At 64.8% G+C, this 25,257-nt stretch carries 22 protein-coding genes and 1 tRNA gene; 8 read left to right on the top strand and 15 right to left on the bottom strand.

The genetic code is table 11. The features are described 5' to 3' along the window. Positions 1-71 precede the first annotated feature (71 nt). A complete protein-coding gene (locus tag ACN9M1_RS03980) occupies positions 72-1,154 on the top strand; it encodes a 4-hydroxyphenylpyruvate dioxygenase family protein (protein WP_426397570.1) in 1,083 nt (360 codons plus the stop codon). 29 nt (positions 1,155-1,183) lie between these two features. On the opposite strand, the gene ACN9M1_RS03975 is transcribed toward ACN9M1_RS03980, so the two are convergent. The 7 genes from ACN9M1_RS03975 to ACN9M1_RS03945 all read right to left on the bottom strand — a co-directional run bounded on the left by ACN9M1_RS03975 (position 1,184) and on the right by ACN9M1_RS03945 (position 8,967). Further along, entirely contained in the window at positions 1,184-2,236 is a 1,053-nt protein-coding gene (locus ACN9M1_RS03975) for an AI-2E family transporter (protein ID WP_426397568.1), read from the bottom strand. 219 nt (positions 2,237-2,455) lie between these two features. Continuing rightward, positions 2,456-2,545 (bottom strand) — tRNA-Ser (locus ACN9M1_RS03970). 80 nt (positions 2,546-2,625) lie between these two features. After that, positions 2,626-3,942, bottom strand: a complete 1,317-nt coding sequence (gene serS, locus ACN9M1_RS03965) for a serine--tRNA ligase (RefSeq protein WP_426397566.1) — start codon at positions 3,940-3,942, stop codon at positions 2,626-2,628. 80 nt (positions 3,943-4,022) lie between these two features. Continuing rightward, positions 4,023-5,330: a replication-associated recombination protein A gene (locus ACN9M1_RS03960; protein ID WP_426398795.1), complete on the bottom strand. Its 1,308-nt coding sequence runs from the start codon at positions 5,328-5,330 to the stop codon at positions 4,023-4,025. A 91-nt stretch (positions 5,331-5,421) separates the two neighbouring features. After that, entirely contained in the window at positions 5,422-5,838 is a 417-nt protein-coding gene (locus tag ACN9M1_RS03955) for a hypothetical protein (protein WP_426397564.1), read from the bottom strand. Positions 5,839-5,873: 35 nt separating this feature from the next. After that, positions 5,874-6,521: an outer membrane lipoprotein chaperone LolA gene (lolA, locus tag ACN9M1_RS03950; RefSeq protein ID WP_426397563.1), complete on the bottom strand. Its 648-nt coding sequence runs from the start codon at positions 6,519-6,521 to the stop codon at positions 5,874-5,876. A gap of 100 nt (positions 6,522-6,621) precedes the next feature. Then, positions 6,622-8,967 carry a DNA translocase FtsK gene (locus ACN9M1_RS03945; protein WP_426397561.1) on the bottom strand — a complete coding sequence of 782 codons (2,346 nt, stop codon included), beginning with the start codon at positions 8,965-8,967 and terminating at the stop codon, positions 6,622-6,624. 235 nt (positions 8,968-9,202) lie between these two features. Here ACN9M1_RS03945 and trxB point away from each other — a divergent pair, with 235 nt between their 5' ends. From trxB to ACN9M1_RS03930, 3 genes are all read left to right on the top strand, one after another. After that, complete coding sequence (gene trxB, locus ACN9M1_RS03940; RefSeq protein WP_426397560.1) at positions 9,203-10,159, top strand: thioredoxin-disulfide reductase; 957 nt, start codon at positions 9,203-9,205, stop codon at positions 10,157-10,159. A gap of 113 nt (positions 10,160-10,272) precedes the next feature. Continuing rightward, a complete protein-coding gene (locus ACN9M1_RS03935; protein WP_426397559.1) occupies positions 10,273-10,938 on the top strand; it encodes a Smr/MutS family protein in 666 nt (221 codons plus the stop codon). Positions 10,939-10,981: 43 nt separating this feature from the next. Then, positions 10,982-11,605 carry a trimeric intracellular cation channel family protein gene (locus ACN9M1_RS03930; RefSeq protein ID WP_426397558.1) on the top strand — a complete coding sequence of 208 codons (624 nt, stop codon included), beginning with the start codon at positions 10,982-10,984 and terminating at the stop codon, positions 11,603-11,605. Between the two features lie 35 nt (positions 11,606-11,640). Here ACN9M1_RS03930 and ACN9M1_RS03925 read toward each other — a convergent pair whose 3' ends face one another. From ACN9M1_RS03925 to ACN9M1_RS03915, 3 genes are read right to left on the bottom strand one after another with little or no spacing between them, the layout of a single operon-like run. Further along, positions 11,641-11,979 carry a P-II family nitrogen regulator gene (locus ACN9M1_RS03925; RefSeq protein WP_004631293.1) on the bottom strand — a complete coding sequence of 113 codons (339 nt, stop codon included), beginning with the start codon at positions 11,977-11,979 and terminating at the stop codon, positions 11,641-11,643. A gap of 14 nt (positions 11,980-11,993) precedes the next feature. Next, on the bottom strand, positions 11,994-12,620 hold the full coding sequence (locus tag ACN9M1_RS03920; protein WP_426397556.1) for a class I SAM-dependent methyltransferase: 627 nt from the start codon (positions 12,618-12,620) through the stop codon (positions 11,994-11,996). Between the two features lie 19 nt (positions 12,621-12,639). Next, positions 12,640-14,277, bottom strand: coding sequence for an NAD+ synthase (locus ACN9M1_RS03915; protein WP_426397554.1), 1,638 nt, complete (start codon positions 14,275-14,277; stop codon positions 12,640-12,642). A 55-nt stretch (positions 14,278-14,332) separates the two neighbouring features. On the opposite strand from ACN9M1_RS03915, the gene ACN9M1_RS03910 reads away from it, so the two are divergent. Then, on the top strand, positions 14,333-15,565 hold the full coding sequence (locus ACN9M1_RS03910) for a GNAT family N-acetyltransferase (protein ID WP_426397552.1): 1,233 nt from the start codon (positions 14,333-14,335) through the stop codon (positions 15,563-15,565). A 65-nt stretch (positions 15,566-15,630) separates the two neighbouring features. Here the strand turns inward: ACN9M1_RS03910 and ACN9M1_RS03905 are convergent, their stop codons facing one another. Then, positions 15,631-15,822: a hypothetical protein gene (locus tag ACN9M1_RS03905; RefSeq protein ID WP_426397550.1), complete on the bottom strand. Its 192-nt coding sequence runs from the start codon at positions 15,820-15,822 to the stop codon at positions 15,631-15,633. A 302-nt stretch (positions 15,823-16,124) separates the two neighbouring features. Further along, a complete protein-coding gene (gene ppa / locus ACN9M1_RS03900; protein ID WP_048934633.1) occupies positions 16,125-16,652 on the bottom strand; it encodes an inorganic diphosphatase in 528 nt (175 codons plus the stop codon). 168 nt (positions 16,653-16,820) lie between these two features. Here ppa and ACN9M1_RS03895 point away from each other — a divergent pair, with 168 nt between their 5' ends. From ACN9M1_RS03895 to ACN9M1_RS03885, 3 genes are all read left to right on the top strand, one after another. Further along, positions 16,821-18,257 (top strand): aldehyde dehydrogenase family protein, encoded by a 1,437-nt coding sequence (locus tag ACN9M1_RS03895; protein ID WP_426397548.1) that lies wholly within the window; start codon positions 16,821-16,823, stop codon positions 18,255-18,257. Positions 18,258-18,568: 311 nt separating this feature from the next. Beyond that, positions 18,569-19,327, top strand: a complete 759-nt coding sequence (locus ACN9M1_RS03890; RefSeq protein WP_426397547.1) for an SDR family oxidoreductase — start codon at positions 18,569-18,571, stop codon at positions 19,325-19,327. A 146-nt stretch (positions 19,328-19,473) separates the two neighbouring features. Continuing rightward, positions 19,474-20,805 carry an MFS transporter gene (locus ACN9M1_RS03885; RefSeq protein WP_426397545.1) on the top strand — a complete coding sequence of 444 codons (1,332 nt, stop codon included), beginning with the start codon at positions 19,474-19,476 and terminating at the stop codon, positions 20,803-20,805. Positions 20,806-20,858: 53 nt separating this feature from the next. Here the strand turns inward: ACN9M1_RS03885 and ACN9M1_RS03880 are convergent, their stop codons facing one another. From ACN9M1_RS03880 to hemC, 3 genes are read right to left on the bottom strand one after another with little or no spacing between them, the layout of a single operon-like run. Beyond that, positions 20,859-22,052, bottom strand: coding sequence for a heme biosynthesis protein HemY (locus ACN9M1_RS03880; protein ID WP_426397543.1), 1,194 nt, complete (start codon positions 22,050-22,052; stop codon positions 20,859-20,861). Between the two features lie 2 nt (positions 22,053-22,054). Next, positions 22,055-24,175, bottom strand: coding sequence for a fused uroporphyrinogen-III synthase HemD/membrane protein HemX (gene hemDX, locus ACN9M1_RS03875; RefSeq protein ID WP_426397542.1), 2,121 nt, complete (start codon positions 24,173-24,175; stop codon positions 22,055-22,057). Positions 24,176-24,190: 15 nt separating this feature from the next. Next, entirely contained in the window at positions 24,191-25,207 is a 1,017-nt protein-coding gene (hemC, locus tag ACN9M1_RS03870; protein ID WP_426397541.1) for a hydroxymethylbilane synthase, read from the bottom strand. Positions 25,208-25,257 lie beyond the last annotated feature (50 nt).

The following is a 25,257-nucleotide window of genomic DNA, read 5'->3' as shown; positions in this document are numbered from 1 at the left end:
TCGCCTGCGCCCCCGCGCCCGTGGTACAAGACACGGTGTTCCATTCATTGTTTTGCCACAGGAGTTCAACCATGGCCCGCGATGCCGACCTGCCCTTCAAGACCGCCGGTCTGGAATTCATCGAGTTCGCCACGCAAGAGCCGGCCTCGCTCGGCAGCATGTTCGAGTCGCTGGGCTTCAAGGCCATCGCGCGGCACGTCAGCAAGAACGTCACGCTGTACCGCCAGGGCGACATGAATTTCCTCGTCAACGCAGAGCCCGACTCGTTCGCGCACCGCTGGGCCGAGGAATACGGCGTCGGCATCTGTGCGATCGGCATCCGCGTGAATGACGCGCAGCACGCCTACGAACGCGCCGTCGAGCTGGGCGCATGGCCGGCCGAAGGCGAGCCCATCGGCCCGGCGGAGTTGGTGATCCCGGCCATCCAGGGTGTGGGCGATACGCACCTGTACTTTGTCGACCGCTGGCGCGGCAAGCACGGCGCCAAGGGCGGCCTGGGCGACATCTCCATCTACGACATCGACTTCCGCCCGCTGGACACGGCCACCGCGCATGAAGACTGGCACCACGCCGGCGTTGGGCTCGCGCGCGTCGACCACCTCACGCAGACCGTCGGCGCCGGCCGCCTGCAGGACTGGATCGATTTCTACCGCAACCAGCTCGGCTTTCGCGAGATCCACGAGTTGCACGCCAACTGGCACGTGGCGTCGGATTCGCGGGTCATGGTGTCGTCGTGCGGCACGATCCGCATTCCGCTCTATGAAGAGGGCACGCACCGCGCCCACCTCATGCACGCCTACCTGCCCGATCACCCGGGCGAAGGCGTGCAGCACATCGCGCTGGCCACCGACGACATCGTGCGCACCGCGGCCGCGCTGGCCGCCAACGGCGTCACCTTTGTCGAGCCGCCGGCGCACTACTACGACACCGTCGATGCCCGCCTGCCCGGTCATGGGCTCGATATCGCCACGCTGCGTCGCTACGGCATCCTGATCGACGGGGAAATCGCCGACGGCGTACCCAAGCTGTTCCTGCAGACCTTCGTCAGGCGCCACCCGGGCGAGATCTTCTTTGAGATCGTGCAGCGCCGTGGCCACCACGGGTTCGGTGAAGGCAACCTCGCCGTGTTGACGGCCGCCATGGGCGCGTCGTAAGCGACCGGGCGACTGTTAAGCCGGCTGCGTCATTCGGTCTGCCCGGCGCGCGCAAAGATGTCCCAGCTCGCCATGAACAGCGCGGCGACCAGCGGTCCGATGACGAAGCCCGTGATGCCAAACAGCTCCATCCCGCCCAGCGTGGACACCAGCACCACCCAGTCAGGCATCTTGGTGTCCTTGCCGACCAGCAGCGGACGCAGCAAGTTATCCACCAGCCCGATCACACCGCCGCAGAAGGCGACCAGGATCACGCACTTCCACACCGCGCCGATCATCAGAAAGTAGATCGCCACCGGCACCCACACCAGGCTCGCGCCAATCGCGGGCAGCAGCGACAGAAACGCCATCAGCGCGCCCCACAGCACCACGCCGCTGATCCCCAGCGCCCAGAAGATGAGGCCGCCCAGCGCCCCCTGCACCAGCGCCACGACAATGTTGCCCTTGACGGTGGCGCGCACCACCGTCGTGAACTTGCTCAGCAGCAGTTGCTTGTGCTCTTCATCCAGCGGCAACGCCCGGCGCACACGGTTGCCGATCTCGCCGCCATCGCGCAGCAGAAAGAACACCATGTACAGCATCACCCCAAAGCCGACCACGAACTGGAACGTGTTCTGCCCAATGCTGAGCGCCTGGGCGGCGGCAAACTGGCTGATCTGCGCTGCGCCATCGGTGAGTTTTTTCTGCAGACCGGCAATGTCGGCCAGGCCCCATTTGGCCAGCAGGTTCTGGATCGACGTCGGCAACGCCTGCATGCCCTGCTGGAAGTACGCGGCGTAGTTGAGCTTTGCGCTCTGGATTTCCTGATAGGCCATCGTGATTTCCTGCACGATGGTCGCCGCCACGAACACCAGCGGCAGAATCACGATCACCACGATCAAGGTCAGCGTAACCAGCGCGGCAAGATTGCGCCGCTTGCCGAAGCGCGCCGCCAGCCAGCGCTGCACGGGCTGAAACAGAATCGCCAGAATCGCCCCCCAGAACACCGCGCCCACAAACGGCGACAGAATCCAGCCGAGACCGATGGTGACGGCGGCAAGCAAGAGGTAGAAGAACTTTTGGCGGTCGGTTTTGCTATCCATGAGGGCCGTCGCGTGGAGGTAGGTCTGATGGCTCGGTATGGCACCGGGCGGTCGAAACCGGAGTGTGCCCGCAAAGCAGGGGTTGTCATAGGTGCCGCAATCAACGTGCGCGAGGGCGCTGCGGCCCGTGGTAAGCGTGCATGCGCTCAATGACGGGTAGATGCGCCAGATAAACAAAAACCCCGTAAGTCGGAGACCTACGGGGTTTTTGGCTACTGCTGGCGGAGAGGGTGGGATTCGAACCCACGGTACCGTCGCCGGTACGCCTGATTTCGAGTCAGGTACATTCGACCACTCTGCCACCTCTCCGGTAACTGGGTCGCTGAATCGCGAAACCGCGACTATAACAGACTTTTCCCGCCGAAATCAAGAGGTGCGGAACAACGCCATCAACCTGCCGGTTTCAGCACTTCCTGACCGCCCAGGTACGGGCGCAGCGCGGTCGGCACCGTCACCGAACCATCCGCGTTCTGGTAGTTCTCCAGCACAGCCACGAGCGTGCGGCCGACGGCGAGGCCCGAGCCATTGAGCGTATGCACCAGCTCCGGCTTGCCCTGCGCGTTACGGAAACGGGCTTGCATGCGGCGCGCCTGGAAATCGCCCATGTTCGAGCACGAGCTGATTTCGCGGTAGGTGTTCTGCGCCGGAATCCACACCTCGATGTCGTACGTCTTGGTGCTGCCAAAGCCCATATCGCCCGTGCACAGCACGACGGTGCGGAACGGCAGTTCCAGCTTGCGCAGGATGTTTTCCGCGCAGTTAGTCATGGCATCCAGTGCGGCGAACGACGTTTCGGGCCGCACGATCTGCACCATCTCGACCTTGTCGAACTGGTGCTGGCGGATCATGCCGCGTGTGTCCTTGCCGTACGAGCCGGCTTCGGAGCGGAAGCACGGCGAATGGGCGGCAAACATCATCGGCAGCGCATCCGCGGCGATGATCTCGTCGCGCACTAGGTTCGTGAGCGGCACCTCGGCGGTCGGGATCAGGTAGAAGTTCTCATCGTGCTCGCTCGCGCCCTCTTCCGCGCTGTGCTTCATCTTGCGCGGCACGCGGAACAGGTCTTCCTCGAACTTCGGCAATTGGCCCGTGCCACGCATCGACGCCGCGTTGACGATGTACGGCACGTACGCTTCGGTGTAACCGTGCTCCAGCGTGTGCGCGTCGAGCATGAATTGCGCGAGCGCACGATGCAAGCGTGCCACCTGGCCCTTGAGGACCGTGAAGCGCGCGCCCGACAGCTTGGCGCCGGCATCGAAATCCAGGCCCAGTGCGGCACCCAGATCCACGTGATCCTTGACCGGGAAATCGAATGCGCGCGGCGTGCCTTCGCGGCGCACTTCCACGTTCTGCGTTTCGTCGCGGCCGGCCGGCACGCTTTCATGCGGCAGGTTCGGGATCGACAGCATCAGGTCCTGCACCTTGGCCTGCACCACGTCGAGCTGCGCGGCGGAGGCCTTCAGCTCATCACCGATGCCCGACACCTCGGCCATCACCGCTGATGCATCCTCGCCCTTGCCCTTGAGCATGCCGATCTGCTTGGACAGGCTATTGCGGCGGGCCTGCAGCTCTTCGGTGCGGGTCTGGATGGCCTTGCGTTCGGCCTCGAGCGCGGCAAAGCCGGCCACGTCGAGCACGTAGCCGCGGTCTTTGAGGCGCGCGGCAACGGCGTCGATGTCTTTGCGCAGCAGTTGGATATCAAGCATGGTGGGGAGAGAACCGAGGATTGCGAACGATCGATCCGAAAGATCGAAAAGGCCGATTTTATCGCACCGGCCCGTGGGTTTTATTTGTTGCGGGAGGATTTGCCTTGGGCTTCGTGCCACTGCGCGTCCAGCTCGCGCAGGTGCCGCAGCTTGTCGCCGATCTTGCCTTCCAGGCCGCGCGGCGTAGGCACGTACCAGTTCTGCGCGGGCAGATCGTCGGGGAAGTAGGTTTCGCCAGCGGCGTAGGCCTCGGGCTCGTCATGCGCGTAGCGGTAGGCATGACCGTAGCCGAGTTCCTTCATCAGCTTGGTCGGCGCGTTGCGCAGGTGCACGGGCACGGTGCGCGACTTGTCCTGGCTGACGAACGCGCGCGCCGCGTTATAGGCGTTGTAGCCGGCGTTGGACTTGGGCGCGATAGCCAGGTAGATCACCGCCTGGGCCAGCGCCAGCTCCCCTTCCGGTGAGCCAAGGCGCTCGTACGTCTCGGCGGCATCCAACGTAATGCGCCCGGCGCGGGGGTCGGCCAGGCCAATGTCTTCCCACGCCATGCGCACGATGCGGCGGGCGAGGTAACGAGGGTCGGCGCCCCCATCGAGCATGCGGCAGAACCAGTACAGCGCACCGTCCGGATCGGAACCACGCACGGATTTATGCAGCGCGCTGATCTGGTCGTAGAAGGCATCGCCGCCCTTGTCGAAGCGGCGCAGGTTTTCGGACAGCGCAGAAGCAAGCAGGGCCTCATCGATGATCGGCACCGCATCGCCCTCGGCTTGCGCACGCGCGGCGCGAGTCACGATTTCGATGTTGTTGAGCAGCTTGCGGCCATCGCCATCTGCGGAGGCGACGATGGCGTCGAGCGCAGTGGGCGTCCATTCCAGACTACCCAGTTCCTGGCGCGCGCGTTCAGCCAACTGCTTGAGCTCATCGTCCGACAGGCTCTTGAGCACGTACACCGCCGCGCGCGACAACAATGCGCCGTTCACCTCGAACGACGGGTTCTCGGTCGTCGCGCCGATGAAGGTGAACAGGCCGCTTTCCACGTGCGGCAGGAAGGCGTCCTGCTGGCTCTTGTTGAAGCGGTGGACTTCATCGACGAACACCAGCGTGCGGCGGCCGTTGGCGCGGAACTGCTCGGCACGCTCAACCGCCTCGCGGATGTCCTTGACGCCCGACAGCACGGCAGACAGCGCGATGAACTCCGCGTCGAAAGCGTTCGCCATCAGCCTCGCCAGCGTGGTCTTGCCCACGCCCGGCGGGCCCCAGAGGATCATCGAATGTGGCTCACCGGAGGCAAAGGCCACGCGCAGCGGCTTGCCCGGCCCCAGCAGGTGCTGCTGGCCGATCACCTCATCGGCGGAATGCGGGCGGAGGCGCTCGGCCAGCGGCATGTGGGCCGGCGCGTCCGGGAAGAGAGAAGCAGAGGCGTTCATGCGGGGATTGTCGCAGAAACCGGGCGCGGCCCCGGCGCCCCACTACGCGTCAGTTCGACGCGCGCTGCACTAGCCCCATGAATTCCTTGGCTGGCAGCGGCCCGTGGCAGGACTGCGACCCGTTGGGTGAACGCAGCAGCAACCAGACGCTCTCGCTGGCGGGCGGCTGAACGACGAATGGCTGGCGCGCCGAAGCCTCCGGCAAGCGCGGATCAGCCGGCGCCTGAATCGGCACCACTTGTCCGGCATGGCCCTTCACCAGCGCGCTGCATTCGGCGCTCGGCAACTGAGTCGCGCGCAAAAAATCCTTGTTGACCAAGGCTTCCGCCAGCACGGTGTCCGGCGCAGTCAGAAACGAATCCACATCAAAGCGAGACGCGCCCGTAGACGCACATCCCGCAAATACCGCCGCCGTTGCGGCGACGGCGGCTGCGCGTTGCAGCGATGTATGGAACAACAACGGCATGGTCGGTCTCCCTGTCGAAAGCCCGCCAGCACGCGTCATTGCTTGATGACATCCGCCCCTTTAGGCGGCGTAAAGCGGAACGCGTTGGCCGGCAGTTGCGGATTCTTCTGGATGTTCGAGAACGTGAGCAGCGTGGTGTTGCCGAAAGCATCACGCAGCTCCATCCCTTGCAGCTCGCCGCTGCGGAAGCCGATAGCGATGCGCTCGAATTGCGTGTCCTTGGCCTTGGGCGTGAGTTCGGCCCAGTCGATGCCGTCCTTGGTGCCGCCTTCCTTGAGCGTGAAGTTCTTGGCGAGGTCGTTACTGCCGAACAGGATGGCGGCCGGGCTGGAGCCCAGCGATGCATCGAGCTTGCGCTCCGTCACCTGGTTCAGGTCCTTGTCGAAGATGTACAGCGTCTGGCCGTCGGCGGAAAGTTGCTGGTCATACGGCTTCACATAGCGCCAGACAAAGCGGCCCGGGCGCGAGAAAACGAAATCGCCGCTGGACGTACCGGCCACACGCAGCGGATTGCCGTTGGTACCGCCCTTCACTTGCCGCTGCACGAACTCGCCGCGCGCGGTGCTGACATTGCTCACGAAGGCGTTGAGCTGTTCGACCGCACCCGCATAGGCACCGGCCGACCACGCCGCCAGCGATACCAGCCCGGCGGCCATCAGGTGACGTGCTTTCAACACAAACATAGGAATCCCGGTAATCAGTTGATCTTGTTGTTAGTAGCCGGCCGCGCCGGAACATTCCGCTGGCGCGGTAACGCGATGTAACTGCAACATGCGGGCAACGTCATTCCTCTTCGACGACGTTGCCGTTGCGGTTGGGCGCCAGGATTTCGCGGTTGCCGTTGCCCGACATGGCGGACACGAGCCCCGCCTTTTCCATGTCTTCCAGCAGGCGTGCGGCGCGGTTGTAGCCGATACGCAGGTGACGCTGCACCAGCGAGATTGACGCGCGACGATTCTTGAGCACCACATCGACGGCTTGGTCGTATAACGGGTCGGCCTCGCCGCCACCAGCACCGACAAGACCCGCGCCACCGCCAAAGCCGTCGCCGCCGCCTTCGCCGTCAACCACGCCGCCTTCGAGAATGCCCTCGATGTAGTTCGGCTCGCCTTGCGACTTGAGGTTGTCCACTACGCGGTGCACTTCGTCGTCAGACACGAACGCGCCGTGTACGCGCACCGGCAAACCGGTGCCGGGTGCGAGATACAGCATGTCACCCATGCCGAGCAACGCTTCGGCGCCCTGCTGGTCAAGAATCGTGCGCGAGTCGATCTTGCTGCTGACCTGGAAGGCGATCCGCGTCGGCACGTTCGCCTTGATCAGGCCGGTGATCACGTCTACGGACGGCCGCTGCGTCGCCAGCACGAGGTGGATACCTGCGGCACGCGCCTTCTGCGCAATCCGCGCGATCAGCTCTTCGACCTTCTTGCCGACCACCATCATCAGGTCGGCCAGTTCGTCGATCACGATGACGATCATCGGCAGCTTGTCAAGCGGCTCCGGCGCGTCGGGCGTGAGGCTGAACGGGTTGGGAATCTTCTCCTCGCGCGCGGCGGCTTCATCGATCTTCTTGTTGAAGCCGGCGAGATTGCGCACGCCCATCTTGCTCATGAGCTTGTAGCGGCGCTCCATCTCGCCCACCGCCCAGTTCAGGGCGTGGCCGGCCTGGCGCATGTCGGTCACCACGGGGCACAGCAGATGCGGAATGCCTTCGTAGATGCTCAGTTCCAGCATCTTCGGGTCGATCAGGATCAGGCGTACCGCATCGGCCTTGGCCTTGTACAGCAGCGACAGGATCATCGCGTTGATGCCGACCGACTTACCGGAACCCGTGGTACCGGCCACCATGCAGTGCGGCATCTTGGCCAGATCGGCCACCACCGGCTTGCCGGCGATGTCCTTGCCCAGCGCCATCGTGAGCTGCGAAGCGCTCTCGTTGTAGACCTGCGAGCCGAGAATCTCCGACAGGCGCACCGCTTGGCGCTTCGGATTCGGCAGCTCCAGGCCCATGTAGTTCTTGCCCGGAATCGTCTCCACCACGCGGATGGACACCAGCGACAGCGAACGCGCCAAGTCCTTCGCCAAGTTGACGATCTGGCTGCCCTTCACGCCCGTGGCAGGCTCAATCTCATAGCGCGTGATGACCGGACCCGGATAGGCCGCCACCACCTGCACTTCCACGCCAAAGTCCTTGAGCTTCTTCTCGATCAGGCGCGAGGTGAATTCGAGCGTCTCGGCACTCACGGTTTCCACGACGGGCGGAATCGGATCAAGCAGCGCCAGCGGCGGCAGGTCGGAATCTTCGATGTCGACGAACAGCGGCTGTTGCTTTTCGCGCTCCACACGCTCGCTCTTGACCACGGCGGTCGGGCGCACGATCTGCACTGGCGGCGCTTCTTCGATGCGCACGCGGCGGGTTTCCACGACCTCTTCGCGCTCGACCTTGGCCGCCTCGCCGATGGCGCGGTCTTGCTTGCTTTCGCGGCGCGTCTTGAAGCCGACAAACAGCATCTCGACGCCCGCGCCGATCTGCTCGGCCAAGTTCAGCCACGAGAAATGGAAGAACAGCGACAGCCCGACCAGGAACGTGAACAGCAACGCCAGCGTGCCGCCGGTAAAGCCCAGCGAATGCTGCATCGCCCCGCCAATCACGTCGCCCAACACACCGCCAGGCGCGCGCGGCAGCTTCATGTGCAGCGAATACATGCGGATGGCTTCCAAGCCCATGCTGGAAGCCAGGATCAGCGCAAAGCCGATCCACGTGACGCTGGCGTCCACGCGCGGCATGGCAGCACGGGGCAGGCGCTCATCGGACATCAGCTCGCGCCAGCCACGCCAGACGCGGCGCACCAGCAGCACCGCCCACCAGTAGGCGGACGCGCCAAAGATAAACAGGAGCAGATCGGCCAGCCATGCGCCCACGCGGCCGCCCAGGTTGCGGATCTCGTCGACCTGGCTGGCGTGGGTGAAACCGGGGTCGGCCCGGTTATAGGACAGCAGGATGATCAGGAAGGCGATGGTCACCGCCAGCAACAGGAACCAGCGGACCTCGCCCAGCAAGCGCCCAATGCGGGACGGTAGTGCGGCGGGATCGGTACGGGTTGTCGGAGTGGTGGAAGCTCGAGCCATGCGGGAGACGCGGAGAGACGGATGTGCCGCTTGGGCAAAGGCCCGCGCGGCTTGAGACAGCACAAATGCGATGCCGACGATTGTAACGCGCCCCTATCATTGCCATTGGAATTTACAACCGGGCGGACGAGGGGGTGCCACTTTATAATGGCGGCCGACACCCTCACCTAGCCCGTATCTCTTACCTACGTGGCGGCAGTTTCACCCCTCGTGCCGCGCACCTACCGAACGCATCATGGCAAAACACGCAAAAGTGCTGATTCTTGGCTCCGGCCCCGCCGGCTACACGGCCGCCATCTACGCCGCCCGGGCCAACCTGAACCCGGTACTGATCACCGGCCTGGCCCAAGGCGGCCAGCTCATGACCACCACCGACGTGGAAAACTGGCCCGCTGACAAGGAACACCTGCAAGGCCCCGAGCTGATGCAGCGCTTTCTGGAGCACGCCGAGCGCTTCAAGACCGAAGTGCTGTTCGACCACATCCACACCACGCACCTGAACGAAAAGCCGATCCGCCTGGTGGGCGATTCGGGCGAGTACACCTGCGACACGCTGATCATCTCGACGGGCGCCTCGGCCCAATACCTGGGCCTGCCGTCGGAAGAGAAATTTGCCGGCCGCGGCGTGTCGGCCTGCGCCACCTGCGACGGCTTTTTCTACAAGGGCCAGGAAGTGGCTGTGGTGGGCGGCGGCAACACCGCCGTGGAAGAGGCGCTGTACCTGGCCAACATCGCCAGCAAGGTCACGCTCATCCACCGCCGCGACAAATTCCGCGCCGAGCCGATCCTGATCGACCGCCTGCATGAGCAGGAGAAGAAGGGCAAGATCGAAATCAAGACCAATATGGTGCTCGACGAGATCCTGGGCGATGACTCCGGCGTAACGGGCGCGCGCCTGAAGGGCACGAACGAGAACGAAGGCAGGACCGAAGAGATCAAGGTGGCCGGCGTGTTCATCGCCATCGGCCACAAGCCGAACACCGACATCTTCCGCGGCCAGCTCGACATGAACGACACGGGCTACATCACCACGAAGAGCGGTCTGGCCGGCATGGCCACCGCCACCAACATCCCGGGTGTGTTTGCCGCCGGTGATGTGCAGGACCACATCTATCGCCAGGCCATCACCAGCGCCGGCACGGGCTGCATGGCCGCGCTGGACGCCCAGCGCTACCTGGAAAGCCTGGAATAAGCGCGGCACGCCCCGCCGCCCAGGCAACGGCCGATGGGAAACCATCGGCCGTTTTGCCATGCCGGGCGCGTTCGTATAATCCACGCACGCTCCACCCTGATTTACCCCTCGCCATGAAACGCGCCCCCACTCCCCCTGCCAAACTCAGCCTGACCGATCTGGCCAAGTTGCGCGACCAGCTCAAGGTCGAGACCGAGGTACGTCAGGCCGAACGCCAGCGCGCTGAAGAAGCCAAACGCAAGGCTGCCGAAGAGGCCAACGTGTTCCGCGCCAGCATTGGCGAGGTAAGCGCGCTGCGCCAGAACAAGCGCGTCGAGCATCCGCGCAATCCGCCTGCGCCCGATCCCGTGCATTCCCGCGCGGAAGACAAACGCGTGCTGGATGCCTCCCTGTCGGACGAATTCGACGTCGACAATCTGCTCGACACGGATGACACCCTCTCCTACCGCCGCCCCGGCATCGGCGACGACGTGCTCAAGAAGCTGCGCCGCGGCGAATGGGCGACGCAAGACCAGATCGACCTGCACGGCCTGCGCCGCGAAGAAGCCCGTGAGGCATTGGCAGCCTTTCTGCGCCGGGCGGTGCAACGCGGCATCCGCTGCGTGCGCGTGATCCACGGCAAGGGGCTCGGTTCGCCCGACAAGACGCCTATGCTCAAGGGCAAGGTGCGTTCCTGGCTGGTGCAGAAGGAAGAAGTGATCGCCTTCGTTGAGCCGCGCAACACGGCCGGCGGTGCTGGTGCAGTGCTGGTCCTCCTGCGGCAACCGCACGGCGCTTGAGCTTTTTTCTACGCAAACAACAAGCACACCACAACAACCCCTCATGCACGTCGGTCGTCTGCAATTGGTCATGCACTGGATGGAGATCCTCGCGGTCTTCTCGTTTGCCATCTCGGGCTTGGCCGAGGCGAAGCGGCGCCGGCTTGATGCCGTGGGCGCCTTTATCGTCGCGTTTCTCACGGCATTCGGCGGCGGCACGCTGCGCGATCTGCTGCTCGATCGCCGGCCCTTCTACTGGGTGGAGCACCAGGACTATCTGATCGCGCTGTTCGCGATGAGCCTGTTCGCCAACTGGGTGATCCGGCTGGTGAGCCAACTGGTGTCCGACCGCGTGCTGATCGTGGCGGATGCCATCGGCCTGGGCCTGTTTGGCGTGCTGGGCACGCAGCTGGCACTGGATGCGGGCGTGCCGGTGTTCGTGTCGGTGATGATGGGCGTGATCACAGCGGCCTTCGGCGGCCTGCTGCGCGATGTGGTCTGCAATGAGGTGCCCATGCTGCTGCGGGACAACCGCCCGTACGCGACTTGCGTCTTTGTCGGGTGCTTCCTCTACGTCGGGCTGACGTTCACGGACCTGCTGCCGAGCGTGGCCGTGGTGATCGCCACGCTGGCGATCGTGATCGGGCGGCTGGTGACGCTGCGCTGGAACATCACCCTGCCGCGTTGATCGGCCAGCGCGGGCGCGCCGGCCAACAACCCCGCTTAGACGGCGGCTTCGTCCTTCTCACCGGTGCGGATACGGATCACCTGCTCCACCGGCATCACAAAGATCTTGCCGTCGCCGATCTTGCCGGTCTTGGCCGCCTTGACGATGGTGTCGATCACGTTCTCGACCTGGCTCTCTGCCACCACCACTTCGATCTTGATCTTGGGCAGGAAGTCGACCACGTATTCCGCGCCGCGATACAGCTCGGTGTGGCCCTTCTGGCGGCCAAAACCTTTGACCTCGGTGACGGTCAGGCCGGTCACCCCCACGTCGGCGAGCGACTCGCGCACTTCGTCCAGTTTGAAGGGCTTGATGATGGCGGTGATCTGTTTCATGGGTGTCTCGCTAACTAGTTGGTGAGGTATTCAAGCGTCCAATAATACTGGAGCCGGTTAATGCGCACATCCTGGGCGATGCCAGCCACCGCCTGCAGCAGGGTCGGATCGTCCGGAAAGTTTTTCAGCACATCGTGCTCGGTGCCGTCCTGCAGAGGACGACGCTGCCAAGTATTGCCATGTTCGTCGCGATAGGCGATGGGCGTACTGGAGCCCGGCACATACTGGTTATCAAACCACAACACACGCACGCCGGGCCCGAGCACATCATGCAGCCCTTCAACATGCTGACGCAGCTGCTGCAGCGGTACATGCGACCACCAGCAGCCCGCCGTCATCACGTCGAACGTGCCGGGCGCGAACGGCAGCGCGTTGTTGTCGGCCCGTACAAACGATGCGCCGGCAATGCCCTTCGCGTCTGCAATGCGCAGCACGGTGTCGTTGTAATCGGCGCCAACGACGCTGCGCGCATCCGTCATCGCCTCGGTCCAGAAGCCAGTGCCGCACGCTAGGTCGAGCACTCTTGCGCCGCGCGTCAGATCTCGTACGCGCGCCTTCAACCACGCCAAATCGTCTTGCCGCTCCGGCTTCGCATAGATGCGTTCGTATTCGGGGGCGCGTTTGGCGTAGTAGTCGAGCATGGGATCTGGCGCTCCTGGCTTATTCCTTGAACCGCGACGTAATCGGATACCGCCAGTCCCGCCCGAACGCACGCTGCGTCACGCGGATGCCTACCGGCGCCTGGCGGCGCTTGTACTCGTTGATCTTGATGAGGCGCACGATCTTCTGCACGTCGCCTTCCGCAAACCCGGCGGCAATGATGTCGGCCACCGGCTGGTTCTGCTCCATGTAGCGCTGCACGATCGCGTCGAGCGCGTCGTATTCGGGCAGGCTGTCCTGGTCGGTCTGGTTCTCGCGCAGCTCGGCCGACGGCGCACGCGTGAGAATCCGCTCCGGAATCACGTCCGACAGCGTATTGCGGTAGTGGCACAGCCGGTAGACCAGCGTCTTGAAGATGTCCTTGATGACGGCAAAGCCGCCCGCCATGTCGCCGTACAGCGTGCAGTAGCCGACCGCCATCTCGCTCTTGTTACCAGTGGTCAGCACGATGCGACCGGACTTGTTGGACAGCGCCATCAGCAGCGTGCCGCGGATGCGCGCCTGGATGTTCTCTTCCGTGGCGTCTTCGGGCAGATTGCGGAATTCCTCCGCCAGCGCGCCCTTGAACGCGTCGAACATCGGGCTGATGGCGATCTCGTCGTACTGCACGCCCAGGCGGGCCGCCATGTCGCGCGCATCCACCCACGAGATGTCGGCGGTGTAGCGCGAGGGCATCATCACCGCGCGCACGCGATCGGCGCCCAGCGCATCGACGGCAATTGCCAGTACCAGCGCCGAATCAACGCCACCCGACAGGCCGATGATCGCGCCCGGGAAACCGTTCTTGCCGAGGTAATCACGCACGCCCAGCTTGAGCGCTTCATACACCTGCGCTTCCAGCGACGCCTCGGGCACGATCGCGCCGGGCAACGCTTTGCCGCCGTCGAACTGCACAGTGCCGACGCCTTCGGCAAACTGGGCCATCTGCACGGCGACCTTGCCGTCGGCATCCAGCACGAACGAGCCGCCGTCAAACACCAGCTCATCCTGCCCGCCGACGAGGTTCGCATACACATGCGGCAGGCCCGACTCCTTCACGCGCGCGCCGATGATCTGCTCGCGCAGGTCTTCCTTGTCGAGGTGATACGGCGATGCGTTGGGAATCAACACCACTTGCGCGCCGGCGGCCTTGGCGTAGGCCGTGGCCGTGGGATACCAGACGTCTTCGCAGATGATGACGCCGAAGCGCGTGCCATCGACCTCGAACACGAAGGGCTCGGTGCCGGGCTGGAAGTAGCGCTTCTCGTCAAAGACCTCGTTGTTGGGCAGCTCAAGCTTGTGATAGCGGCCGACCACGCGGCCATCGGCTGCCACAGTGCAACTATTGGTGGGCTTGGGCAGCACGCCGGGCGCGGGCGCTTCCAGTGAGATCTGCGGGTGCCCGATCAGCACGTGCAGGCCGGGAAACGCCGCCAGCTCCGCGATGAGCGCATCGAGCGCGCGGGCGCTGGCGTCAATGAATGCGGGACGCAGCAGCAGGTCTTCAGGCGGATAGCCGGTCAGCGACAGTTCCGGCGTGACGAGAATACGCGCACCAGCCTGGTGCGCCTCACGCGCGGCGGCAACGATGCGGGCAGCATTGCCGGCGAAATCGCCGACGGTGCAGTTGATCTGGGCGAGAGCGACTGTGACGGTCATGGGGGCAATGTGGAATGCAAGCGCGGCACTCAAGGCTGGAATTAGAATCGGCGGCATGACCTCCCGCCCTCTTGTTCCCGAGCCCGAAGCTCGCGCTGGTTCGCGACACGAATCGGCCAATTATCGCATGCAGCTTGTGACCGATCTGCGCGACATCGGCCGCGATGCGTGGGATGCCCTGCTCGCCCTGCAGCCCGAGGCGACGCCGTTCCTGCGCTTCGATTTCCTGCACGCCCTGCATGCGAGCGGCAGCGCCTCCCCCGATACCGGCTGGTCGCCGCAATACCTGACGTTATGGGAAGGCGGCCCGGCGGGCGAAACGCTGGCCGCTGCCGTGCCGCTGTATGTGAAGGGCCACTCGTATGGCGAGTACGTCTTCGACTGGGCCTGGGCCAACGCGTATGCACAGCACGGGCTGGAGTACTACCCGAAATGGTTGTCTGCGGTGCCCTTTACACCCGTGCAAGGGGCACGGCTACTGGCACGTGACGCCGCGGCACGGGCAGCGCTGCTCGACACGCTGCTGGCCGTGGCGCGGCAGAGCGGATTGTCGTCACTGCACGTGCTCTTTCCGACGGCCGACGAAGCCGAGCAGATGCGCGCCGCCGGCATGCTGCTGCGGCAAGGCGTGCAGTTCCACTGGTGTAACGCGGGCTTTGCCAGCTTTGACGAGTTTCTTGCTGCGCTGGAGCAGAAGAAGCGCAAGAACATCCGCGCCGAGCGCCGCCGCGTGCGCGACGCGGGTATCACCTTCCGGCATCTCCCCGGTGCTGCCGCAACAGATGCAGACTGGCGCTTCTTCCACCGCTGCTATCGCACCACTTACCGCGAGCATCACTCGTCGCCGTATCTGAACCTGGAGTTCTTTCGCCAGATCGGCCAGACGATGCCGGAGAACCTGCTGCTGGTGATCGCCTCGCGCGACGGCAACGACATCGCCAGTGCCCTGCTGGTGGTGGATGCGCGGCCCGAGGCGTCCGTCATGTACGGCCGCTACTGGGGCGCGGTCGAACACCACCCCTGCCTGCACTTCGAGACGGCGTATTACCAACCCTTGTCGTACTGCATCGAGCACGGCATCCGCACCTTCGAGGGTGGCGCCCAGGGCGAACACAAGATGGCGCGCGGCTTCGAGCCGGTGGCGACGCTGTCCGCGCACTGGCTCGCGCATCCAGACTTCGCCGATGCGGTGGGGCGGTTTCTCGACCGGGAAACGGCCGGCATGGAAGCGTATCTGGACGAACTGACGGACCGCTCGCCGTTCAGGCAACGGCCGGAACCCGATTAACGAGGGAAGAACGGCGAGGGCGGGAAAAACTGCGTCCGCACGAACGGCGGACGCGGGGGCGAAGCTTAGCGCGCAACGGGCTTTTGCTGGGGAATCACGCAATGCGTCATGTGGGCATCGGTGGACACGGCAGCCGGCGCCACAGCGCGCTCACCGGCGTGGGCAGCATCCGACGGGCCCACCAGTAGCGCCCAGACAGTAAATGCGGCCATGGCCACGGCGGAAAGCACGGGAACGACAACGGTCTTGTTCAACATCGCAGTACCGAGGGTGGGAGTCAAACTTGACCGGCAGTCTAGAGGCGTCGTTTCCGACGGGCAAATAAGCGTTTCTTAAATCTCTGTGTAGCGGGATTACGATAGTTGAACTATGCAGAATTCATAATTCCATCAAAAAAATGCATACTTAGCGCCTGATCCCCCGTAGATGCCCATGCCATGCGGGTTGGCAGGGCATCACATTCCAGCAGCGACAGCCGCCTCGCAAATAAAAAATCCCGGCACTCCTTCCGGAAGCCGGGATCTGTCTGACACGCCGTACAGCGAAATCGCCAAATGGCTTACTTCTTATAGTTGGCAACGCCGTCGACGATTTCCTTATGGGCTTCTTCAATGCCGCCCCAGCCTTCGACCTTGACCCACTTGCCGGCTTCCAGCGCCTTGTAGTGCTCGAAGAAGTGCTTGATCTGGTCCAGCAGGTTCTGGCCGATGTCCGACAGGTCGGTCATGTGGGCCGTGGCCGGGCTCAGCTTGTTGACCGGCACGGCCACCAGCTTGGCATCCACGCCGGATTCGTCCGTCATCTTCAGCATGCCCAGGGCGCGGCAACGCACCACGCAGCCGTGGATCAGCGGGAACGGCGTGACGACCAGCACGTCGACCGGGTCACCGTCGCCCGACAGCGTCTGCGGGATGAAGCCGTAGTTGGCCGGGTAGCGCATGCCGGTGCCCACGAAGCGGTCCACGTGCAGCATGCCCGTTTCCTTGTCGGCTTCGTACTTGACCGGATCGCTCTGCGCCGGGATCTCGATGATGACGTTGAAGTCGTTGGGGATGTCCTTGCCCGGCGAGACGTTGTTGAAGCTCATGGAAATGCTCCGGAATGCGCGAAATGCGTAAAAACGCGACGCGAATGGTTGAAAAGAAGCGTGAAAAACTGTCGGCGGGCATTATAGCCCCTGACACCCCAGCCACCCCTACCCCGGCCGTGCCCGTGCGAAAATCGTGCGTTGCCGATCTTCTGCAGGAACCCCTCAATGCATGCCCAGCACTTCATCGCCAACCGCCTGATGTCGCCCGATTCGGGGATGCGCATCAAGGTATTCGACCCGTCGGACGGCCAGCCCTTTGCCGAAATCGCCCGAGGCAACGCCACCGACATCAACGTAGCTGTGCATGCCGCGCGGCGCGCCTTTGAGGGCGTCTGGGGCCAGTTACCCCCCGCCGAGCGCGGCCGGCTGCTCATGCGCGTCGCCCTGCGCCTAGCCGACCACGAAGAAGAACTCGCCCGCCTGGAGGCCCGCGACACCGGCAAACCCATGCGCCAGGCCCGCGCCGACGCCCGTGCCATCGCCCGCTACTTCGAGTTCTACGCCGGCGCGGCGGACAAGCTGCACGGCCAGACCATCCCCTATCCGGCGGATACCACCGTGCTCACGATCCGCGAGCCGCATGGCGTGACGGCGCACATCATCCCGTGGAATTACCCGATGCAGATCTTCGGGCGCAGCGTGGGGGCTGCATTGGCGGCCGGTAACGCGTGCGTGGTGAAGCCCGCTGAAGACGCTTGCCTGTCGATCCTGCGCGTGGCCGAACTGGCTGCGGAAGCCGGGCTGCCTGACGGCGCACTCAACGTGGTGACAGGCTACGGGCACGAGGCGGGTGCGGCCCTGGCTGCGCATCCTGGCGTCAACCATGTGTCGTTCACCGGGTCGCCGGAAACCGGCAAGGCCATCGCGCGGGCGGCGGCCGAGAACCACGTGCCGGTGACGCTCGAGCTGGGAGGAAAATCGCCGCAGATCCTGTTTGCCGATGCGGACCTGGAAGCGGCGATTCCGGCCGTAGTGAACGGCATCATCCAGAACGCGGGGCAGACGTGCTCGGCCGGCAGCCGCGTGCTGATCGAGCGCAGCATGTACGAGGCCGTGCTGGACCGGCTCGCAACGGTGTTTGAAGCCATCAAGGTGGGCCCCTCGTCGCTGGATCTGGACTGCGGCCCGCTCATCAACCCCAAGCAACAGCAGCGCGTGTGGGATTTCGTCTCGGATGCGCAGCACGCCAACATTCCGGTCATGGCGCAGGGTATGGTCGTGCCGGATGCGCCCGAGACCGGCTATTACCAAGCACCGATGCTGCTGCGCGACGTGCCGCACACACACCGTCTGGCACAGGAAGAAGTCTTCGGCCCCCTGCTGGCCGCCATGCCGTTCGACACCGAAGCCGAGGCGCTCACGCTGGCCAACGGCACGCCATACGGTCTGGTAGCTGGCGTATGGACGCGCGACGGCGGCCGTCAGATGCGTTTGGCACGCAAGCTGAAGGCGGGCCAGGTCTTCATCAACAACTACGGCGCGGGCGGCGGCGTGGAGTTGCCGTTCGGCGGCACCGGCCACTCGGGCCATGGCCGCGAGAAAGGTTTTGAAGCGCTGTACGGCTTCACCACCTTGAAAACCATCGCCATCCGCCACGACTAAAGCCGACTACCACCCACGCACGCGCCCAGACGGTTTGGCCGTACCCTGCCCTAGATGGCGCCTTGAATTTCTGTTGCAGAGAGGAAAGAGGAAGGGAAACTGTCTGAGCGAAGCGAGTTTTTCCCTTCCCCTCTCTGCGACATAAATTCAAGGGGCGCTTTGGCAAACTCGCGCCATCTCGGGCGCGCCTTTCTTTGCTGACTTTCTTTGGCAAGACAAAGAAAGTGAGTCAGCCCCGGCAGGGGATGGAGCAAGGGATGCACCAACGGCATCAAACACCTCACCAATAAGCATTCAGACAAGGAGACACCATGCGGCTCACCGGCAAGATCGCCATCGTCACCGGCGCGGGTTCGGGTTTTGGCGAGGGCATCGCCCACACCTTCGCTCGGGAAGGCGCACGCGTCATCGTCAACGACCTGAATGCCGAGGCTGGCGAGCGCGTAGCCAACGCCATCCGCATCACCGGTGGCGACGCGCATTGCGTGCAGGCGGATGTGTCCAAGGGCGATTCCGTCGCCTCGCTGCTGGGCGACACACTGGAGCGCTATGGCGACCTGCACATCGTCGTGAACAACGCCGGCACCACACACAAGAACAAGCCGATCCTGGAGATCACCGAAGACGAATTCGACCGCGTGATGGCCGTCAACGTGAAAAGCATCTACTGGACGGCGCGCCACATGGTGCCGCACTTCCGCGCGCGCGGTGGCGGCGTGTTCGTCAACGTGGCATCCACGGCAGGCATCCGGCCGCGCCCGGGACTGGTTTGGTACAACGCCAGCAAGGGCGCGGTCATCACGGCCAGCAAGGCGATGGCGGCCGAGCTGGGGCCGGACAAGATCCGCGTGAACTGCGTGAACCCCGTGATGGGCGCCACCGGCCTCATCGAGCAGTTCATGGGCATGCCAGATACGCCCGAGAACCGCGCCCGCTTTCTGGCGACGATCCCGATGGGGCGACTTTCCACGCCGCAGGATGTGGCCAATGCGTGCCTGTATCTGGCGTCTGACGAGGCCGCGTTCATTACCGGCACCTGCCTGGAAGTCGACGGCGGTCGCTGCGTATAAACCCTGCCGGCGGGCGGCTTGGCGCGCTCGCGCCATAAGCGCAGAATGCTGTGGCTGTTCAGTCGGGCCGGTTGTGGTGCCTGCTTGGGATGACGGGCGCCTGTAGAGATGCGATCGGCCCGCGCCCACAAAACACAGGAGACCCGATGGCCACCACCCCACCCACCTCACCGGTCGGCGGCGCAGGCACGCTGCCCCCGCAATCCGCAAGCGACTTCGAAGAAGCCACCTACCGCAAGGTGAGTTGGCGCCTGATTCCCTTCCTGCTGCTGTGCTACGTGGTTGCGTATCTGGACCGCGTGAACGTTGGCTTTGCCAAGCTGCAGATGCTCAACGACCTGAAGTTCAGCGAGACCATCTACGGGCTGGGCGCGGGCATCTTCTTCATCGGCTACTTCCTCTTTGAAGTGCCGAGCAACGTGATCCTGCACCGCGTGGGCGCGCGCCTCTGGATCGCTCGGATCATGATTTCGTGGGGCCTGATCTCGGCCGCCATGATGTTCGTGACCACGCCGGCCATGTTCTATGTGATGCGCTTCCTGCTGGGGCTGGCAGAGGCCGGCTTCTTCCCCGGCATCATCCTGTACCTCACGTATTGGTATCCGGCGGCACGGCGCGGGCGTACCACCACGTTCTTCATGACGGCGATTGCGCTGTCGGGCGTGATCGGCGGCCCGATTTCGGGTTGGGCGATGAAGGCGTTTGCCGGTGTCTACGGCTTGGCCGGCTGGCAATGGATGTTCCTGATCGAAGGCATTCCGTCGGTCATCGTCGGCATCTTCGTGCTGCTGTATCTGGATGACCGCATCAGCCACGCCAAGTGGCTGACCGACGAGGAAAAGGCCCTCCTCACGCGCAACATCGCCGCCGAAGACGCCGAGAAGGAAGACCCGCCCATCCGCACCGTCATGGCCAGCCCGCGCGTGTGGCTGATGAGCCTGATCTACTTCACCTTCGTGATGGGCCTGTATGGCGTGAGCTTCTGGCTGCCGACGCTGATCAAGCAAACCGGCGTGGCCGATCCGTTTGCCGTGGGCCTGCTGACGGCGATTCCGTACGGCGCGGCGGTCATCGCCATGGTGCTCGTCGCCCGCAGTGCCGACCGTCTGCGCGAGCGCCGTTGGCACATTGCCATTCCTGCCGTGGCGGGCGCCATCGGGCTGATCCTGTCGGCCGTGTGGCATACCAACACCACGCTGGCGATGGCCGCACTCACGCTCGGCACCATGGGCATCCTGACCACGCTGCCGCTGTTCTGGAGCCTGCCGACCGCCTTCCTGGCGGGCACGGGCGCGGCCGCCGGCATTGCGCTGATCAACTCGCTGGGCAATCTGGCGGGCTTCCTGAGCCCCTATGCCGTGGGCTGGCTCAAGGATGCGACCAAGAGCACGGACTCGGGCATGTACATGCTGGCTGCGTCGATGGTGCTGGGGGCGATTCTTACGCTGTCAGTACCGGCGCGCATGGTGAACAAGTAGCCGCGTAGCCGTACCGCCACCAATGAAAAAGGCCGGGTTCTCCCGGCCTTGTTTCATTTCACGGCGAGCAACGCGCTCTGCCGGTAATGCCGCTGCGCCTCTTCCGGGCGTTCGGTCTGCTCGTACATCTGTGCCAGCGCTAAATGCGCATGCGCACGCAGGTTGCCGTGGTGGTCGGCGTCGGCATACTTCAACGCCGATTCCAGGCTCGACTGCGCCTTGCCCCAGAGCTGCTCCTTGAAGCACAGCATGCCCAGCGTGTAGAACAGGTCGGCATCCACCGGATGCTGCGTCAGCCATTTCTCGGCCTGTTGAATGAGCGGCAACGCCTTGCCGGGCACTGCGCAATCGGCATAGCGGCGGATCAGGCGGCCATCCCAATGCGCTTTCAGGCCATCTTCGACGATGCGCTTGGCGTCGTCCGTGCGACCCAGTTGCGCGAAATACAGTGCGGCCTGCGAAGCAATGCGCGGCGAGCGGCGTTCTTCGGTGGTCAGTTCACGCCAGAAGCTGTTGAGCGCATCGGCATCGTGGCGGCGCTCGGTCAGCAGCGTCTCACAGGCCATCTGCTTGAGGCGCGCGGCCAGCACGGCGTGGATGGCGTTGCGCTTTTCCAGCGCGCGCGTGAGGCGCAGCACTTCACTCCAGTTCTTCAGATGCTGGTGAGCGCGCAGGGCAATACGCTGCGCCTGGATCTGGCGAGAACCCTGCGATTGCAGTTGCGCGATCTTCTCCAGCGCGCCTTCGGCATCGCGTGCATCGACCAGCAATTCCGCCATTGACACCAGCTTCGCTTGCTCACGGTCGGGCGAGTTGACCTCGGCCATCCATGCGTCGCGGCGATCGGTTTCTTGCATGCGGTGCGCAGCGCGGGCGCCGATCAGCGCGGCGGTTTCGCGTTGCGCGTCCCACGCCTGCGCTTCCCGCGCGAGACGCTCGGCGCGGCCGAAGCGGCCCGCGAACAGGCTCTCCATCGCCTCACGCAATGCAGCCGAGGCCTTCAGGATGCGATTACGCTCTCGATACGCCGCCGCACGCGCCGGCATGCCCGCCACGTGGTGGAACAAGCGCATCACCAGATGCAGCGCGACGAACGTCGCCAGCAGCACGGCCAGCACGAAATTGAGCGACATCTCCACCCGGTACGGCGGGTAGAACAGCACAACGTTGCTCAGGTTGAGTTCGGTAAACAACGCCAGCCCGACGGCGGCGGCAAACAGCAGCGCGACCCAGAATACCCAGCGCATGCTCACTCCCCACTATCCGAACCGCGCTGGCCGCGAGCGGCCGCGAGGCTATCGACCAGCGTCGGCACCTGCAGCGTGCCGACCGCCGAGCGCACTTGCGCCAGCTGCGTCTGCACCGTGGCGACGCGCGGCGATTGCACGTCGAAGTAGCGCGCGAGCAGCGTGTCAGCGCGCCCCAGGTCTGCGCGGAACACCGCATCGTTGCGCGAGAGCAGTGCCAGACGCGCGTTCATCAGACGCAGCTTGAGGTTTTCGCGCAGGAACCACGCCTGGTCAGACGACAGCAGCAGCGCCTCGGTCTGGTCAACGCGGCGCACCTGCACGATCTGGCTCAATTCGCCGCGCACGTCGTCCCACAGGCGGCCCCACCAGGCGCGCACGCCGGCAGACCATCCCGTGCCAGCCTGCGCCGAGGAAGCGGCCGGCGCCGAAGCTGGTGCTGCGTGCGCCTTGGCATTCTTGGCGGATTTTGCCGCTGCGGCATACGGCGCCTGTGCGGCCTGCTCGGCCTCCAGCGGTTGCGCGGCGGAAACCAGGGGCAGCGTGTCAACCGCATTGATGGCGTCATCCAGCCGCAGGGCGGCACTCGACAGATCAATCGACGGCATTGCCTTGAGCTTGGCAATGTCGCGCGCTACAGCACGGCGGATGGCGACGAACTGCGGCTTGTCGATAGTGGCCAAACGCGCATCAATGGTCTGCAGTGCGGCCAGCGCGCCGGCCACGTTGCCGGTCAACTGTAACTGGTCGGCGGCCACTTCCAGCGAATGTTCGATTTCCGCGCGCTGCCAATCGTCGCGATTGCGCAGCAGGTCTTGGCTGGCCTGCTCAAGCGCGGACTGGCGATCGCGGGTTTCCGTGGTGCGGGCGTCCAGCGCGCCGAACTTTTGCTGCAACTGAGCCACGGCATCCTGGTCCGCGCGCGACAGCACGCGCATTTCTTGCGCCAGGGCTTCGTTCTGCTGCGCGCGCTGGCGGATGTCGCGTGCCAGGCGTTCATTGCGCACCTGCAACGCAGCCACGGCGGCCACCACCACGACCAGCACGGTCCAGATCAACCAGCCGCCACGACGCGGCGCGTGGTTGACCGTCATGCTGGGGGCAAAGGCAGCGGGTGCGGCTGCAGGTGCAGGCGTGGGGGTCGGTGCCGGGCTCGGCGCGGTGGCCGCGGGCGTCGGCGCGGGAGCGGACGAGGGAACAGGAGTCTGCGTCACGGTGGAAGAAGAAAGAGGAGTATTCGATTCAGCAGGTGCCGGTGCTGCGGACGTCGCCGGCACCGGCCCCGCCCAAGTGAGCACGCTGGCGAGCAGGCGATCATCGCCGGCGCCCGTGAGCGTGACATCGTGAAAACCGAGCGACTGGGCCTGCTCAACGATGCGCGCGTGCGATGCAAAGCAAGGTGCGCCGTGCAGGGTTTCAAGATCCGCGGGCGACAGATTGGCGCGCGCCAGGTCATCCAGATTGCGGACGGCCTCGGAGCTGGTCAGCGTCCACGCGTGGCGGCCGGCCAGTACGGCCCGCAGCGCGTTCCACGCGGCCGCGTCGGGCACGGGCACGCTGCGGCGATAGGCTTCCACCGCGCGGACCGAGACACCGGCCTCGCGCAATTGATCCGCCAGCCATTCACGGCCGCCGTTGCCGCGCACGATCAGCACCTCGCGGCCACGCAGCGATGCCACGTCGAGCTGGGCATATAGCGCTTCGGAATCCTGGCGCGCGTCGTCGGCGTGCGTGCCGGGCCGAATCACCCGATGCGCGGGCGGCGCAACGCCGTGGGTGGCAAGGGCCTGCGCGCTGGCAGGGCCCACCACGGCCACTGGCACTTCCTGCGGCCAGCGGAACCCTTCCGGCATGGCGGCAAACGCCTGTTGCACGGCATTGGGGCTGACGAAGACGACCAGCGCATAGCGCGACGGATCGCTCAGCGCGGTGCGCAGATCCTCGAGATTCGGCGTCGGCGCAATGTCAAGCAGCGGAAACTGGTGGGTGCGCAGCCCGTGACGCTCCAACGCAGCGACCAGCATGGGTGCCTGCGCGCGCGGGCGCGTCACCACCACCACGGGCGGTTCGGCTGGTTTAGCGGCGGAGGGCGCGCTGGATGAGGGTGGCAAGCGATCGTCCATGGCGTGCCGTAGAGATTAGGTTGCGGGCGGGGTGTCAGCGCCAATCATGGCGAGAATGTCACGCGCGCCACCGTCCAGCATCTGTTGGGCAACGCGTGCGCCCAGTGCATCGGCTTCGGCCAGTGTGGTGGGCGCGGCTTCACCGTCAGCGGCCAGCTTGCGCGTGCCGTCTTGCGAGGCCACAAACGCCCGCAGGCGCAACGTACCGGTGTCCGACCATTGCGCGAACGCTGCCAGCGGCACCTGGCACGAGCCGCCCAACATGCGCGAGACGGCGCGTTCGGCCGTCACGGCCAGCGCAGTCCGTGTGTCATGCAGCGGTGCGAGCGCAGCCTGTACATCAGCACGGTCGGCGCGGATTTCGATACCCAGCGCGCCCTGCCCGGCTGCCGGCAGCGATTCTTCCGGTGCGATGGTCGAGCGGATGCGATCGGTCAGGCCCAAGCGCTTGAGCCCCGCAGCGGCGAGAATGATGGCCGCGTAGTCACCGCGATCCAGCTTGCCGAGGCGGGTATCCAAGTTGCCGCGCAAGGGCTGAATGACCAGATGCGGAAAGCGCGCACGCAGCGAGGCCTCGCGACGCAGGCTGGAGGTACCCACCACCGCGCCCGCCGGCAACGACGCCAGATCAGCGTAGTCGTTGGACACGAACGCATCGCGCGGGTCCTCGCGCTCCAGCAGGGCCGCCAGTGCGAAGCCTTCGGGCAGTTCCATCGGCACGTCCTTGAGCGAGTGGACAGCCAAGTCAGCCCGCCCTTCGGCCAGCGCGACTTCCAGTTCCTTCACGAACAAACCTTTGCCCCCCACCTTGGCGAGGGAGCGATCGAGAATCTGGTCGCCGCGCGTGGTCATTCCAAGGATGGACACGTCGCACGTGGGATAGTATTTTTGCAATGCAGCACGCACGTGTTCGGCTTGCCAAAGGGCGAGCCGGCTTTCGCGCGAGGCGATGACCAGCTTGGTCGGCGCCTGGGCTGCAGGAGTCGTTGCAAGCTGGGAATCGACGGAAGTCGGGCGGGCATGAGAAGACATGCGGCAATGGTAGCACGCAGCTTTTTCGCCACAGCCGGGCTATCACGTTG

The sequence above is a fragment of the Ralstonia sp. R-29 genome (assembly GCF_049913345.1).
GTDB lineage: Bacteria > Pseudomonadota > Gammaproteobacteria > Burkholderiales > Burkholderiaceae > Ralstonia.
This window is presented reverse-complemented; position numbering and strand designations above follow the sequence as displayed.

What these genes read in the sequence shown, in the direction of transcription:
- serS (WP_426397566.1), bottom strand. Translation starts at nt 3,942, where the DNA reads ATGCTTGATATCCAACTGCTGCGCAAAGACATCGACGCCGTTGCCGCG.
- ACN9M1_RS03955 (WP_426397564.1), bottom strand. Translation starts at nt 5,838, where the DNA reads ATGCCGTTGTTGTTCCATACATCGCTGCAACGCGCAGCCGCCGTCGCC.
- hemC (WP_426397541.1), bottom strand. Translation starts at nt 25,207, where the DNA reads ATGTCTTCTCATGCCCGCCCGACTTCCGTCGATTCCCAGCTTGCAACG.
- hemDX (WP_426397542.1), bottom strand. Translation starts at nt 24,175, where the DNA reads ATGGACGATCGCTTGCCACCCTCATCCAGCGCGCCCTCCGCCGCTAAA.
- ppa (WP_048934633.1), bottom strand. Translation starts at nt 16,652, where the DNA reads ATGAGCTTCAACAACGTCTCGCCGGGCAAGGACATCCCCAACGACTTC.
- lolA (WP_426397563.1), bottom strand. Translation starts at nt 6,521, where the DNA reads ATGTTTGTGTTGAAAGCACGTCACCTGATGGCCGCCGGGCTGGTATCG.
- ACN9M1_RS03880 (WP_426397543.1), bottom strand. Translation starts at nt 22,052, where the DNA reads ATGCGCTGGGTATTCTGGGTCGCGCTGCTGTTTGCCGCCGCCGTCGGG.
- ACN9M1_RS03910 (WP_426397552.1), top strand. Translation starts at nt 14,333, where the DNA reads ATGACCTCCCGCCCTCTTGTTCCCGAGCCCGAAGCTCGCGCTGGTTCG.
- ACN9M1_RS03905 (WP_426397550.1), bottom strand. Translation starts at nt 15,822, where the DNA reads ATGTTGAACAAGACCGTTGTCGTTCCCGTGCTTTCCGCCGTGGCCATG.
- ACN9M1_RS03960 (WP_426398795.1), bottom strand. Translation starts at nt 5,330, where the DNA reads ATGCCGCTGGCCGAGCGCCTCCGCCCGCATTCCGCCGATGAGGTGATC.
- ACN9M1_RS03945 (WP_426397561.1), bottom strand. Translation starts at nt 8,967, where the DNA reads ATGGCTCGAGCTTCCACCACTCCGACAACCCGTACCGATCCCGCCGCA.
- ACN9M1_RS03935 (WP_426397559.1), top strand. Translation starts at nt 10,273, where the DNA reads ATGAAACGCGCCCCCACTCCCCCTGCCAAACTCAGCCTGACCGATCTG.
- ACN9M1_RS03885 (WP_426397545.1), top strand. Translation starts at nt 19,474, where the DNA reads ATGGCCACCACCCCACCCACCTCACCGGTCGGCGGCGCAGGCACGCTG.
- ACN9M1_RS03915 (WP_426397554.1), bottom strand. Translation starts at nt 14,277, where the DNA reads ATGACCGTCACAGTCGCTCTCGCCCAGATCAACTGCACCGTCGGCGAT.
- trxB (WP_426397560.1), top strand. Translation starts at nt 9,203, where the DNA reads ATGGCAAAACACGCAAAAGTGCTGATTCTTGGCTCCGGCCCCGCCGGC.
- ACN9M1_RS03930 (WP_426397558.1), top strand. Translation starts at nt 10,982, where the DNA reads ATGCACGTCGGTCGTCTGCAATTGGTCATGCACTGGATGGAGATCCTC.
- ACN9M1_RS03980 (WP_426397570.1), top strand. Translation starts at nt 72, where the DNA reads ATGGCCCGCGATGCCGACCTGCCCTTCAAGACCGCCGGTCTGGAATTC.
- ACN9M1_RS03890 (WP_426397547.1), top strand. Translation starts at nt 18,569, where the DNA reads ATGCGGCTCACCGGCAAGATCGCCATCGTCACCGGCGCGGGTTCGGGT.
- ACN9M1_RS03920 (WP_426397556.1), bottom strand. Translation starts at nt 12,620, where the DNA reads ATGCTCGACTACTACGCCAAACGCGCCCCCGAATACGAACGCATCTAT.
- ACN9M1_RS03895 (WP_426397548.1), top strand. Translation starts at nt 16,821, where the DNA reads ATGCATGCCCAGCACTTCATCGCCAACCGCCTGATGTCGCCCGATTCG.
- ACN9M1_RS03975 (WP_426397568.1), bottom strand. Translation starts at nt 2,236, where the DNA reads ATGGATAGCAAAACCGACCGCCAAAAGTTCTTCTACCTCTTGCTTGCC.
- ACN9M1_RS03925 (WP_004631293.1), bottom strand. Translation starts at nt 11,979, where the DNA reads ATGAAACAGATCACCGCCATCATCAAGCCCTTCAAACTGGACGAAGTG.